The organism is Pseudomonas sp. 05L36, assembly GCF_056398125.1.
This window is the reverse complement of record NZ_JBFTOU010000055.1, coordinates 1-13,508: the sequence shown is the minus strand read 5'-3', so window position 1 is coordinate 13,508 and position 13,508 is coordinate 1. Positions and strand designations below refer to the sequence as shown.

General features: G+C 61.2%; 9 protein-coding genes and 1 pseudogene. 3 read left to right on the top strand and 7 right to left on the bottom strand.

All coding sequences use genetic code 11. The features are described from left to right. Positions 1-228: 228 nt before the first annotated feature. Entirely contained in the window at positions 229-1,623 is a 1,395-nt protein-coding gene (locus AC1DKH_RS29765) for an MFS transporter (RefSeq protein WP_477800160.1), read from the bottom strand. Positions 1,624-2,309: 686 nt separating this feature from the next. On the opposite strand from AC1DKH_RS29765, the pseudogene AC1DKH_RS29760 reads away from it, so the two are divergent. Then, positions 2,310-2,522, top strand: a pseudogene (locus AC1DKH_RS29760) (MaoC/PaaZ C-terminal domain-containing protein); the annotation flags it as partial. Between the two features lie 253 nt (positions 2,523-2,775). Here AC1DKH_RS29760 and AC1DKH_RS29755 read toward each other — a convergent pair. The 3 genes from AC1DKH_RS29755 to AC1DKH_RS29745 are packed head-to-tail and all read right to left on the bottom strand — an operon-like array spanning position 2,776 to position 6,245. Further along, positions 2,776-3,684 carry a helix-turn-helix domain-containing protein gene (locus AC1DKH_RS29755; RefSeq protein ID WP_477800159.1) on the bottom strand — a complete coding sequence of 303 codons (909 nt, stop codon included), beginning with the start codon at positions 3,682-3,684 and terminating at the stop codon, positions 2,776-2,778. Then, positions 3,681-5,099, bottom strand: a complete 1,419-nt coding sequence (locus tag AC1DKH_RS29750; RefSeq protein WP_477800158.1) for an aminotransferase — start codon at positions 5,097-5,099, stop codon at positions 3,681-3,683. Before AC1DKH_RS29750 ends, AC1DKH_RS29755 begins: the two co-directional genes overlap by 4 nt. A gap of 39 nt (positions 5,100-5,138) precedes the next feature. Further along, positions 5,139-6,245 (bottom strand): polyamine ABC transporter substrate-binding protein, encoded by a 1,107-nt coding sequence (locus tag AC1DKH_RS29745; protein WP_477800157.1) that lies wholly within the window; start codon positions 6,243-6,245, stop codon positions 5,139-5,141. A 217-nt stretch (positions 6,246-6,462) separates the two neighbouring features. Between AC1DKH_RS29745 and AC1DKH_RS29740 the strand changes: the two genes are divergently transcribed. Next, positions 6,463-7,245 (top strand): enoyl-CoA hydratase-related protein, encoded by a 783-nt coding sequence (locus AC1DKH_RS29740; protein WP_477800156.1) that lies wholly within the window; start codon positions 6,463-6,465, stop codon positions 7,243-7,245. Then, positions 7,242-8,423, top strand: coding sequence for an acetyl-CoA C-acyltransferase family protein (locus AC1DKH_RS29735; protein ID WP_477800155.1), 1,182 nt, complete (start codon positions 7,242-7,244; stop codon positions 8,421-8,423). Before AC1DKH_RS29740 ends, AC1DKH_RS29735 begins: the two co-directional genes overlap by 4 nt. Positions 8,424-8,633: 210 nt before the next feature. On the opposite strand, the gene AC1DKH_RS29730 is transcribed toward AC1DKH_RS29735, so the two are convergent. The 3 genes from AC1DKH_RS29730 to AC1DKH_RS29720 all read right to left on the bottom strand — a co-directional run bounded on the left by AC1DKH_RS29730 (position 8,634) and on the right by AC1DKH_RS29720 (position 13,388). Further along, on the bottom strand, positions 8,634-12,002 hold the full coding sequence (locus AC1DKH_RS29730) for an ImcF-related family protein (protein ID WP_477800154.1): 3,369 nt from the start codon (positions 12,000-12,002) through the stop codon (positions 8,634-8,636). Further along, complete coding sequence (locus AC1DKH_RS29725; RefSeq protein ID WP_477800161.1) at positions 11,995-12,984, bottom strand: hypothetical protein; 990 nt, start codon at positions 12,982-12,984, stop codon at positions 11,995-11,997. Before AC1DKH_RS29725 ends, AC1DKH_RS29730 begins: the two co-directional genes overlap by 8 nt. 140 nt (positions 12,985-13,124) lie before the next feature. After that, positions 13,125-13,388, bottom strand: coding sequence for a PAAR domain-containing protein (locus AC1DKH_RS29720; protein ID WP_477800153.1), 264 nt, complete (start codon positions 13,386-13,388; stop codon positions 13,125-13,127). Between the last annotated feature and the right edge of the window lie 120 nt (positions 13,389-13,508).

The window sequence follows — 13,508 nt, the reverse complement described above, 5'->3', positions numbered from 1 at the left end:
GATTCGCAGTCACCCGCGACACCCTTGCCTCTGGCTAACACTTCCCCTTGCCGGGTGTGTAGAGGACTTTCACCTCCAAGTCACCAGCGTGGCCACCACAGCCAAACTGGTTGCGCTTATGCGCAACGCGCCATGCCTGGCGCACAACGCAAAAGGCCGCTGATTGCTCAGCGGCCTTGTTCAATCCGATGGGTTACTCCGTTTTGCAGACGTCATCGAAGCCGTCATTCACAGGTCGGTAATTTCCTTATGGCGAGGCACCAGCATCTTCATCACACTCCACGCCACCAGATAGGCCAGCGCGCAGACGGCGAACATGATCATGTAGCCGGTACGGATTTCACCCACCGATTTGTAATAGTCAAACACCCAGCCACCGATCTTGGTCAGCAAGACTCCGCCCAACCCACCCGCCATACCGCCAATGCCGACCACGGACGCGACGGTCTTTTGCGGAAACATGTCGGACACCGTGGTGAAGATGTTGGCCGACCAGGCCTGATGCGCCGACGCGCCCACACCAATCAGCAACACCGGTACCCAGACGCTGATGTGACCCAATGGCTGCGCCAACAGCACCACCAATGGGAAAACGGCAATCACCAGCATGGCTTTCATGCGGCCGTCATACGGCTTGTCGCCACGTGCCATGAAATAGCTGGGGAACCAGCCGCCGCCAATACTGCCCACCATGGTCATGCTGTACAGCACGGCCAGTGGCACCACGATGGCTGCGCCTTTCAGGCCGTACTGCTCCGACAGGTAGGTCGGAAGCCAGAATAGAAAGAACCACCACACACCATCGGTCATGAACTTGCCGAAGGCAAACGCCCACGTCTGACGGTATTTCAGCAATTGGAACCACGAAACCTTTTTGCCAACGCCCGTCTGCACAGCGGTGCTAGCGTGGGAATCACTGCGGATGTGCGCCAGTTCCTGCGCCGACAGGCGCTTCTGCTGCTCCGGCTTGTCGTAAAACGCCAGCCATACGCCCATCCAGATAAAGCCCAGCATGCCGATTACGATGAACGCTGCCTGCCAGCCCCACAGGCCAGCGATCAGCGGCACCGAAATGGGAGCCAGGATCGCGCCGACGTTGGCCCCGGAGTTGAAAATGCCGGTGGCGAAGGAGCGTTCCTTCTTCGGAAAATACTCAGCGGTGACCTTGATTGCGGTCGGGAAGTTGGCCGATTCACCGACCGCCAGCACAGCGCGCGACAGCATGAAGCCGGCGATCGAGACCGGGATGACCGCAATACCGAGCGCGCCACAGATGGCGGCGATGCCCTCGCCCATGGGTTCTGCAAAGGCGTGCATGATCGCGCCGGTCGACCAAATACAAATCGCCACCACAAAAGCAGCCTTGGTGCCGATCTTGTCGACCACTCGCCCCGCGAACAGCATGGAAATCGCGTACGTGAACTGGAACACGGCGGCAATGTTGGCGTAATCCGTGTTGCTCCAGCCAAATTGCCTCGACAGATCCGGCGCCAACAGGCTGAGCACCTGGCGGTCGAGGTAATTGACGGTGGTTGCAAAAAACAACAATGCACAAATGGTCCATCGGTATTTACCGACAGACTGGCTGACGCGTTGCGCGGTAATTGGCTCGTTCAGGTTCATGGCATCACTTTATTGTAGATTTTTGGTGATGATCTCTCGGTATAAAACGAGATCGATTGGGCCGCGGGGCTTCAGTTCAATGCATCAGTCCACGACGAAACGGGCCATATTCCGCGGAGAGATTGGGCCAACTCGGAACATCAGGGGCGAGAGGGAGGCGATTGGATTCATGTTGATATCGACACTCTTATTATTTTTAAAATTAGACCTGCATGTCATACGTCGTCGTATGACATGTGAGATTTATAGACAGTCCCATGGGGCACTGTCAACAAGAAAACCCCTTAGACCTGAACGCCCTGACCGCCCTAAAAATGCGATACATAATCGAATAACGTCGTTAAACAGGCTCTTGGACCCAGATTACGCGACTCTCCGCTCGCTCCCTTGTCAGTTTTTAACGTGGTTATCGACCCCTCTTCGTTGTACGACAACTGACAGCAAACCCGTCAGGATCCGCCCCACTACGCTAAATCAGGCACAGAGCCAAAGGAATCTGGCAGGCATTCAAATGCAGCCATTCACCGGCTGTAGCAAAGTGCGGGCATGCCTGTCATCGGCTGTTCCAAAGGAGCCCGGAATGCTCATCTCCCTTGCATTGCGAAACAGAAAACCGCTTGCCCGCCTCGAGGCTTGATCGGTGCGAGAGCATCGCGATGGGCGAGTTCGCAGCAATCCGGCGCCGGGGGCCGGTACTCGCCAACTATGGCCTGGACACCTTGCGCTTCATCAACCCGGTGGGCATCGGCGACACCATCCAGGCGCGCCTGACCTGCAAGCGCAAGATCGACCAGGGCATCCCGCAAGGGGGGGCGTGGGATGTGGAAGTCACCAACCAGCCGGGTGAGCTGGTGGCGAGCCATGACATTCTCACCTTGGTCGTAACGCAACACCTGTAGGAGCGAGCCTGCTCGCGATGACGGAGTGTCAGCCAACATCAATGGACCTGACAGACCGCTATCGCGAGCAAGCTCGCTCCCACAAGGTTCTGGGTTGGTCGAAAAATCTGTGGTCAACCATTTACAACTGTGGGAGCGAGCCTGCTCGCGATGAGGGCGTGTCAGTCGACATCAATGGTGCTGACAGACTGCTATCGCGAGCAGGCTCGCTCCCACATTTGATCTCCGTTGACCACAAGTTTGAGGTCAATCTTCAATTCCTGCGCAACCACTCGATAAACAGCGCAAACAGTTCCGACTGCGAACCCACTTCCAACTTCAGGTACAGGTTCTTGCGGTGCATGCGCACGGTTTCCGGCGAGATGCTCATCTGGCTCGCGGTGGATTTCACCGAATGCCCGCGCAACACCATGTGCGCCACTTGCCGCTCGCGTTCGGTCAGCAACTCACAACCGAAGTTCTCGAATGCCGCCTGCACGCGATGCTTGAGATCATCGCGTTTGCCTTGCTCGTTATCGCGCTCAATCCCGGTATTGCGCAGCAGTCCACGCTGACTGAACTCGCTGATGAATTCACGCACCAGCGGCTCCACGGCGCGCAGCAGATTCAACTGTTCGGCGCTCAGGCATTCACCGCCGAAACCCTGATAGAGGCTGATGGAAATCTTCGTGTCATTGCCGGTATCGACGATGTAGTAGCTGTCTTCCGAGCAGCCCGCCTTCAGGTAATAGGATTTGTAGTAGTCACTCTCGAAGAAGTTGTCTGGAGCAATCTCCTCCAGGTGATAGAACCCTTGCGCCAACCCCTGCTCCACCGCCAGGCAGAAGGGATCGAGCAAATAACCCCCGGCAAAATAGCGCTCCAGAATCGAGACCTGATACTCCTGGGCAATCCCGCGCTGATGCAGCAACTGTGGCGCGCGGTCCTTGCGCTCCAGGCTGATCATCATCGACTCAACGGACACCAGTTGCGCCAACGCCGACGCCAGGTGTTGCAGGGCGTCAGGCTCATCGATATGGGCGAATGCCTCGCGCATTCCCCCATGCCATTTGTGCAATGCCCCGAAGGGCATCGCGATCAGCGTATCGTCGTCTGGTTTGCTCATGCCCCGCAGTCTAGCGGCTGGACAATCCCTTGGTAACAGCCTGACTGACGAAATCATTGGCCCGCGTACTGTCCGCTCGCTTCAAGCTCGGCGGCCACTTGCAGAATGCATTCGCGCAAGGTCTCGACGATTTCATCGACCTGGGCAAACGTCAGGATCAGCGGTGGCGACATCACGTTGAGGTGCATGATCGGCCGCACCAGCAAGCCCCGGGCCTGGGCCCGCACGTGGATTTTCTCGCCGATGTTGATCTCGTCGGGGAACAGCGCCTTGGTGCGTTTATCGGCGACGAACTCCACGCAGGCCATGAGTTTCTGGCAGCGCACATCCCCCACCAGCGGCAAGTCCCGCAGGGTTGCCAGGCGCTCTTCCAGATAAGCGCCCACCGTATCGACATGGGCCAGCAAGTTCTCCCGCTCGATGATTTCGATGTTCTTCAGCGCCGCGGTGCAGCACACCGGGTGGCCGCTGTAGGTGAAGCCGTGGGTGAAACAGCGGCCCTTGCCCGGCTCGGCGATGACCTTCCAGATGCGCTCGGAAAAGATGCACGCGCCCAGCGGCAGGTAAGCCGAGGTCAGGCCTTTGGCGGTGGTGATGATGTCGGGCTGCACGTCGAACACATCGTAGGAGGCAAAGAACTTGCCCAGTCGCCCGAACGAAGTCACCACTTCGTCGGCGACGAACAGGATGTCGTAGCGCTGGCACACGTCCCACATGCGCTTGAGGTAGCCCTGTGGCGGAATGATCACCCCGCCGGAGCCCATGATCGGTTCGGCAAAGAAACCGGCGACCTTGTCCGCGCCCATCGAGAGGATCTTGTCTTCGAACTCCTTGACCAGGAATTCGAGGAACTGCGCCTCGTCCATGCCGTCCGGCGCTCGGTACGGGTTCGGGTTGGAGACGTGGTGGATCAGCGGGTTGGCGTAGTCGAACTCCGGCACACGGTCGGCGGCCTTGTTGCCGATCGACATGGTCAGGGTGGTGGAGCCGTGATAGGCGTTGAACCGGGCGATGACGTGCTTCTTCTCGGGTTTGCCACGGCAGTTCTGGTAGTACTGGATCAGCCGGTACGCAGTGTCCACGGCGGTGGAGCCGCCGGTGGTCAGGAACACATGGTCGAGGTCGCCGGGAGCGAGGCTGGCGAGTTTTTCGCACAGCTGAATCGCCACGTTATTCGACATGTCGGAAAACGGATTGGAATAGGCCAGTTGCCGTACCTGATCGGCGATGGCCTCGGCCATTTCCTCACGGCCCAAGCCAATGTTTGTGCACCACATGCCGCCCACGGCATCAAGAAAGCGGTTGCCCTGGGTGTCATAGATGTAGGCGCCTACGCCTGCGACGATGTTCAGCGAGCCTTGTTCGGCGTGTTCGTCGAACACGTGGTAGCCGTGCATGTGATGGGCCTTGTCGGCCTTGACCAGTCTGGACTCATCCGCTGGCGAAAGTACGGTGCGTGTTGGAGTCGCCATAAATAAACCTCTAACCGAATTGACTAACGATCGAACAAATCAGATGCCGCTTTTCACGGTGCTCCAGACCCGGGTAATCGCCCGCATGTCCTTGGCGTCCTGGGTCTTCTGCGGGAACAGGCGCTCGCGGGTTTGCGCGTCGGGGTAGATCGCCCGGTTGTCGCGCACAGCGGCGTTCAACAACGGTGTGGCCGCGGCGTTACTGTTGGCGTAATTGATGAAGTCGCTCACGTCCGCCATCACCTGCGGTTGCATCAGGTATTCGAGAAACTTGTGGGCATTGGCGACGTGGGGCGCGTCCGCCGGGATGTACAGGTTGTCGAACCAGATCAGCGAGCCTTCCTTGGGGATGAAGTACGCCAGGTCGATCTTCTTCCTGGCTTCCGCCGCACGGGCCATGGCCGTGGCGTAATCGCCGGACCAGGTCATGGCCATGCACACGTCGCCGTTGGGCAGGCTGGTCAGGTAATTGACCGAGTCGAATTTGCGGATGTACGGCCGCACCGACAGCAGCAAATCCTGGGCGGCTTTCAAATCCTCCGGGGCGGCACTGCGCGGATCACGCCCCAGGTACTTCAGGGCCATGGGAATGACTTCGGTCGGGGCATCGAGCAGGGTCACGCCGCAATCGGCGAAGCGCGAGACGATCTTCGGGTCGAATACCATCGCCAACGAACCGATCGGCGCGTCCGGCATGCGTTCCTTGATCTTGTCGACGTTGTAGGTGACGCCGTTGCTGCCCCAGGTATAAGGCGCCGAGTACGTGGTGCCCGGATCATACCCTTGCAGATCCTCCAGGACTTCCGGGTCCAGGTTGGTCCAGCCCGGCAGCTGTTTCTTGTCCAGCGGCTGGAACACCTTGGCCTTGATCAGCGGTGGTGCCAGGGACGCATTCAACACGATCAGGTCATAACCGGAGTGGCCGGTGAGCAATTTGGCCTGCACCGTTTCGTAGGCATCGAAGGTGTCGTAGATGACTTTGATGCCGGTGGCCTTTTCGAAGTCGGCCACGGTTTTTTCACCGATGTAATCCGCCCAGTTGTACAACCGCAGCGTATGGCTGTCGTCCACCTGAGCGGCGTAGGCATTCAATGTCAGCGGTACAACAAACAGACTGGAAATCACCTTAAGCAGCGTCTTGCCCATAGCAAATGCACCTTATAGCGAGTTCGGCCCTGGATGAGCGGATGCCTTCACTATTGGTGGATTCGCCGGGCGCAGCCATACCCCGAATGGGTGTGTGTCGCTTTTTGGCTCACCGGCATGGCAAAAAGCGGCAGTACGGTTGACCCGTTTTGCCATAGATCCGGGGTTTGTCCGGCGCTTAAAGTGGCCACCTGATCCGAACGACCCTGGGTTTGCGATGACCGACCTGATCAAACACGAGCAACGCGACGGTGTGCTGACGCTGACCATCGACCGCCCGGACAAGCTCAACGCACTGAACAACGCCATGTACATGCAGTTGGCCGACCTGCTGCTGGCCGCCGACGAAGACGAGCAGACCGGCGTGATCATCATCACTGGCGGCCCGACCTGCTTCACCAGCGGCAATGACCTGGTGGATTTCCTCCAGCACCCGCCGACTCATCTGGACGCCCCGGCGTTCCACCTGATGAAGGTCGTCACGCGCCTGCAAAAACCGCTGCTCGCGGCAGTCTGCGGGGCGGCCATCGGCATCGGCACCACGTTGTTGCTGCATTGCGATCAGGTGCTGGTCACCCGTAACGCCAAGCTGCGCATGCCGTTCGTCAACATCGGCCTGTGCCCCGAATTCGGCGCCAGCCTGTTGCTGCCACGCCGGCTCGGCCATGCCCGAGCCGCGAGCCTGCTGCTGTTGGGCAACGGCCTGGACGGCAACGAAGCGGTGGCCTGGGGCCTGGCCAACGAAGCCTTTGATAACGGCGAGCAATGCCTGGCGGCGGCCCTCAAGATCGCCCAGCGCTTTTTGGCCATGCCCCAGCAAGCCTTGCGCCAGTCCCGGCAATTGATGAAGCAGGCTTCCCTGGCCGAACTGGAAGCCACCCTGCGCGAAGAAAACACGCTGTTCATCCAGCGCCTGAATACCGACGAGGCGAAAACCGCCTTGAACGCCCTGCTCAATCGCAGTACAGACAAGAATCCACCGAAAGGAAACCAGCCATGAACACTCCGGAAATCTACGTCGTCAGCGCCGCCCGTACCGCCATCGGTACGTTCGGCGGTTCGCTCAAGGACGTGCCACTGGCCGATCTCGCGACCACGGCCGTGAAAGCCGCCCTGGAGCGAGCCGCCGTGGACCCGGCGCTCGTTGGCCATCTGGTGATGGGCAACGTGATCCCGACTGAAACCCGCGACGCCTACATCTCCCGCGTCGCGGCGATGAACGCCGGCATCCCGAAGGAAACCCCGGCCTACAACGTCAACCGCCTGTGCGGTTCGGGCCTGCAAGCGATCATCAACGCCGCCCAGACCCTGATGCTCGGCGATGCCGACATCGTCGTCGGTGCCGGTGCCGAATCCATGAGCCGTGGCCCCTACCTGATGCCGGCCGCCCGTTGGGGTTCGCGCATGGGCAACGCCCAGGTCATCGACTACATGCTCGGCATCCTGCATGACCCGTTCCATGGCATCCACATGGGCATCACCGCCGAGAACGTCGCCGCGCGCAACGGCATCACCCGCGAAATGCAGGACGCCCTGGCTTTCGAAGACCAGAAACGCGCGGCCCACGCGATTGCCAACGGCTACTTCAGCGAGCAGATCGCGACCGTGGAAATCCAGGATCGCAAAGGCGTCAAACTGTTCAGCGTCGACGAACATCCGCGTGCCACGTCCCTGGAACAGCTGGCAGCGATGAAGCCGGCGTTCAAGAAGGACGGTTCGGTCACCGCCGGCAACGCCTCGGGCCTCAACGACGGCGCCGCCGCACTGGTCATGGCCAGCGGCAACGCGGTCCAGGCCAATAACCTGAAACCGCTCGCCCGCCTGGTCAGCTACGCCCACGCCGGCGTCGAACCGGAACTCATGGGCCTGGGCCCGATCCCGGCCACCCGCTTGGCGCTCAAGCGCGCCGGCCTGACCGTCGCCGACCTGGACGTGATCGAAGCCAACATCGCCTTCGCCGCCCAGGCCTGCGCCGTCAGCCAGGAACTGGACCTCGACCCGGCCAAGGTCAACCCGAACGGTTCGGGCATCGCCCTGGGCCACCCGGTGGGCGCGACCGGCGCGATCATCGCCACCAAGGCCATCCACGAACTGCACCGCACCGGCGGCCGTTACGCGCTGGTGACCATGTGCATCGGTGGTGGTCAGGGGATTGCGGCGATTTTCGAACGCGTCTAAGCAATAGCCGAAAAAAGGCCGGTGATCGCGCAGATCACCGGCCTTTTTTTCATTTCCGCGCGCCGATTGTTTGATGGCTTTTATCCGCGAACGTTTCGTAAGCCGTCATTACCGCCCCCTCCACGCCACCTGACCACCGGCAGCAAAAATCAACTACCTGACCCACTCCATCGCACACTTCACCAGCAAACCTGTTGCCACGGGTCGAAATCAGCGCGACACCTTTTCACCCTCGCCAAGAAAAATCTGCGTCGGCAGCTTGAACCCACGCAACTTGAGCAGCGCGAGCGGTCCCGCGCCCAGTTCGGTGCGCAGGTGCCAGGTCAGGCCCAGGCCATCCGGGGCCTTGAGCACCATGCGGTAGTGGCTGTCGCCGTCGTCCAGCGTGGTGACCCGAGCCTGTTCCAGCAGGCGGATCAAGCCCCAGGTGCCCTGATAGTCACCGAACAGACGCTCGCCAGCCTGCACGCTGGTCCAGGTCAGGTTCACCCCCGGACGGTCGCTGTAGCCAGGCCAGCTGAAGCGCTGCCAGCTTTCCTTCTGGTTGAAGTAGTGGTGTTTTTCGCCGTTGAGGATGAAGGTGGTCTGCACCACGTCGCGTACCGGCTTGCCCCGCAGCTCGAACCCCAGGCCGAGGCCGCCGTCGGTGAACAGCACATCGGCCAGGTGGCTGAGCTGGTTGAGCGCCGCGAGAAACTGCGGGTTGATGCGCAGGCCCTGGCTGTGCCGCGGATCGGCCACCCAGCGCTGGCCTTCCTTGCGCAACACACCGCCCAGTTGCTGTTGCAGGAACTGCTCGATGCGTCCGGAGTCGGCACGGATCATTTGCCCCAGCATCGGCAATGACGCATCGCTGGTGGTCGCCACGAACGGGTAACGCCCGGCAAACGCGCTGTGCCAGTCGCTGACGATCGCCCGTTGCCACTGGCGGTTGAGGCTGGCCGCCGACGGCTGCAGCACTCGTTGCCAGGCCTGTTCCAGCGGCTGCACGAACAGGGTCTGGCCGACCCCGCCCCACTCCGCCCCCAGGCTGGCAGCGATCAGGCTGCCGTAGGCACGGGTGTCGGTGAGGTCGACGCTTTTGCCCTGAAACACGGTTTGCGCCAGGGCCTGGGTCATTTCCTGCGGGTCGGCGGCGTTGCTCACCTGCTGCAGTTTCAGGCGTACCCGGGTGACGCGGGTGAGGAAGGCCTGCAGGCTCAGCCGGTCGTTGTCGTTCTTGCCTTCGGCCTCCTTGCCCAACAGGGCCAGCAGCGGGCCAAAGGTGGCGTCCAGCGGGCCGCTCGTGCCGGGGGCCTGTTGGTCGATCAGCGGCACCTTGTCCTGGGTTATCAGTTTCTGCGCCGAGTGGATCAACGACGCGCCCAGGGCCGGGCCGCGAGTGCCGGCCTGGCCCTGATACGCCAGGGTGTTCATCAGCGCGATCAGCGGCGACTGACGCACGTCGCTCATCAGGGTCAACTGGTCGATCACCTGATCCAGGCTGCGTGTCGGTTGCCAGTTCAGGCGATTGAGCAAGTCCAGCCAGGCGCTGGCGTAGTCCTGGAAGTAGCGCTCGGTGAGGCGTTCCTTGAGTTGCTCCGGGCTCAAGTCGGCGGCGAGGCTGGCGGGATTGTCGCTGAGCACCCAGTCGATCTCCTCGCGGCGAGCCTCGGCCACCTCGTCGATGGCTTGGCGGACCTGGCCCTCCCAGGCTTGGCGGGTGAACACCCCGGGCACGCTGGCCGTGGTGGCGAACAGCGCGCGGGCGTCGGTGTCGCCGACCATCTGCTGCAAGCCCAGGGCCGGGTAGTGATTGGCCGCCGCATCGAGCACCTGGCGGTACAGGCTGGCTTCGCCATTGCGCTGGCCCAACTGGCCGAGCAGTACCTGACGGGCCTGGGCCACCAACGTCGGGTCAGCCTCGATACGCCAGGCCGGATGGGCCGCCAGTTGCTCGGCATAGAACTGCCAGAGGCCGGGTGACAGGCCCTGCCAGAGCCCCGGCGTGATGTCGGCGCACTGCGCCTGAGTCTCGACCAGCACCTTGGCGAGGAAAGCCGCGTCGGCTTTTTCCGGGCGCGCCATCATCAGGTAGGCTTTGAGCTGGGCGTAGGCCTGCGGGGTACGCTTGGCCCGTTCGGCACTGTCCGGCGGCAACTGGATCAGCGCCTTGAGTTGCTGCTGCAGCCTGGCCACGGCCGGGTCGCGCAGCAGCCGTTGGTTGGCGTCGACGTAGCGTGGCCACAGCGCCGCGAGCAGTGGGTCGTTCTGGTTGAGGCCAAAGCGCTGGTACCAGGGCGTGCCGTGCACGGCGCGGTAGTCCAGGCGCCCCAGTTCACGGGTTAACTCGTTGAACGCCAGCAGTTGTTCGTCGGGGCTCTGCGACTGTTCGAGAGAGACCAACGCGGTCTGCACCTGGGCAATCTGCACGCGGTTGCTGGCGAAGGACAGCAACAGGCCCGCGCCCCAGATCAGCGCCAGTCCCATTGCTAGTGAATAACTGATCCGCGTGGCGCCCCAGCCCAAACGGCGACGGTGAACAGTCTTGTCACCGAGCACGCCCTCCCAGGGCGGTGTGGCGTGCCAAAAGTTGTCAGTATTTTCCTTGTTTTCTTCGCCCCCCGGCACCGGCAAGCTAAACCACAACCCGCGCAACGGCACGCCACGGGCAAACACCCGGAACAACGGCGCCAGCGCCTGCCGCCAACGGGCTATGCCCTCGACCTGCAAATCGCGGGACAGGCGCAGCAGGAAGTCATGATGATTGGCTTCATGCATCTGCGCCCATCCTGAATCGCCCAGGGGCTCCACCAGGTCTTGCAGAGCATTCTCCACGGCCACCGGCGTCAACCGTGTCGGCAGCAGACAACCAACCGCCTGGGTCTGGCGTGTTTTCTGGTCCCACTGACTGTTGCAGACCTGCCACAGGTGCAGCGGTAGCTGCCAGCGCAGCTTGCGAGCCAGGGTTTGCAGGTGGCGTATGCCATGGTCCATGGCGCGGGGGTCGGCGCTTTGTGGTTTGTCGAGCGCCCAGATGACGCCGTCGAAGGGGCGCCAGCGGGTCAGGTTGCGCCACGCTTCGAGGCGTGAATCATCGAATTTGCTTTGCAGGCTACCGCCCCAGAGCAGGATGGTGTCGTGACCTTCCAGCCATTTTTGTACTTCCAGTTTGGGGGCGATGGCCTTGACCTGCTCGGGTTCACCGACGACCAACAGAAAGCGAACCTTTGGCCGTTTGAGAAAACTGTAGTTCTCGCGCAGGTGCTCCTTTAATTCGGGGAACCAGGAAATGTCGGGGGAATCGCTCGGTTTGCTCAAGGGTGAAACCGGTGTTTCAGCGACCGTTCCGATTATCCGATTCGACCGAGTCACCGCCAGCCGATCCCAGACCAACAGAATGGTCGGGCAGGTCCAGCCGATGGCAAACCAGATGCCGAAACCGTGCAGCGCCAAGTCTTTGAGCGACAGTTGCGGCCAGCCGAAGTGGGTGCTACTCAAGGCATACAGCAGACAACCCAGTATCACCAGTAACGCCAGGATCAGCAGATAACCCAATCCCACGCGAATCAAAGAACCCTTGTACTTTGCGTTATTCATTGCCATGAGGCACCGCCATTCCAATAGCCAATCGCTTGTTTCCATCCTGACTCAGCCAACCGCAAGGCTGTCCGGCCTTCCCCGCCTGTAACAGTGCCAGGGACATACCAATGAATGGTGCGATATGCGCCAGTAACCCCCAGTGTCTTGCCAATTGATGTTCGCCAGCCGACCACCCGCCTTCCACGAAGGCTTCCTGGCTTTCCTTATCCATTGCAAGACAGGCTGGGGGGGCCGAGTCGATCCCGGCATATCGCTGCATTTGTGTACAGAGGCCGACGGCTGTCTGGTGCGTCTCATTCAAGTACTCTCCCCGGTGCAACACTTGGCGCCCCTGCCAACTCACCAGCCAGAGAAAGCCCGCCTCGCCGGGCAGTACTGTGCCTTCAGCACTTTCGACCGACATCACGCCTGCGCACAGCACCCAATCATCCTTGTCACGACAATCGTGGTAAAAGGCAGCGATCAGGGCGTCCAGATCGGTCAGATCGCCCAAAGGCAAGCGTGCTTCGGGCAGCACCACCCCTCCTTTGCCCAGTGCCGTTGTGAAGGCGGTCTGGCTACCTTCATCCCCCATCCAGGCAACACCTCGCAATGTCGGCCAACGTTCTTTCAACTCCGGGAGTTCCAGGGTCATCCGAGCCAGATATCGAGCCAGGGCCGGTGCACGCATGGTGTTCTTGTTCAGCGAAAGCGGGCAACAAAACCGTACCTGTGAGGCCTCCCGCAGTTTCGATGGCTTCGGCAAAGAGGTGCCCGCCATCAACCCTTGGTAATTGTCCTGAACATCGCCCGCTGGACCAATCAGCCACACCTGCTGCACCGGCAAGCCCAGACTGCGGCGCCTCCACCAGCGCTGAACCGCGGCGTCCACGGTACGGTGATACACGCCGTTGCCAAACAGGCCGATTTGCCATGCCAACACGCGCAGGGCCAATGCCAACGCCCAACACAACGGCAGCACGGCACTCCATAACCACAGCTCCAGCCGTGGCTGATCCTCAGGCCACAGCGTGAGCAAGGCGACCGCCTGCAGGCCCCATAGCCACAGCAAAGCCAACCACCAGCGCCGCCACCGTGGCGCGCTGGGCTCCATGACTTCGGGGTACTCCGGCGGCAGGTTCATGGCACCACCCCGATTGAAGATACCGCCAGGGTGCTGACCAACCGGCAACCACAGTCACAGCGGTAGCCATCCAGCGCCAACAGTTTGCCTTCCATGGTGAAGTCCGAGGCGCCCTCGCTGATATGCGTCATGCCGTGTTTGTCGCAGCGCACCTTGTCACCCATGCAAGCCACCGGCATGCCGAAAGCTTCGAAGTGACCTTCCAGCACCTCGCCGCCATAAGGGCGCAGCGGATCGCCCCTACGCACCAGGGGCATCAAGACACCACCTCCTTCACCCGCTCGACCAACCCGCCACTGCGGGTCAGATAGTCGAGCATCTTCTCCATGCGCAGTGCCTCCTCGGCTTTGACAATGGCCTGCTTTTGCTGCGCCACGACC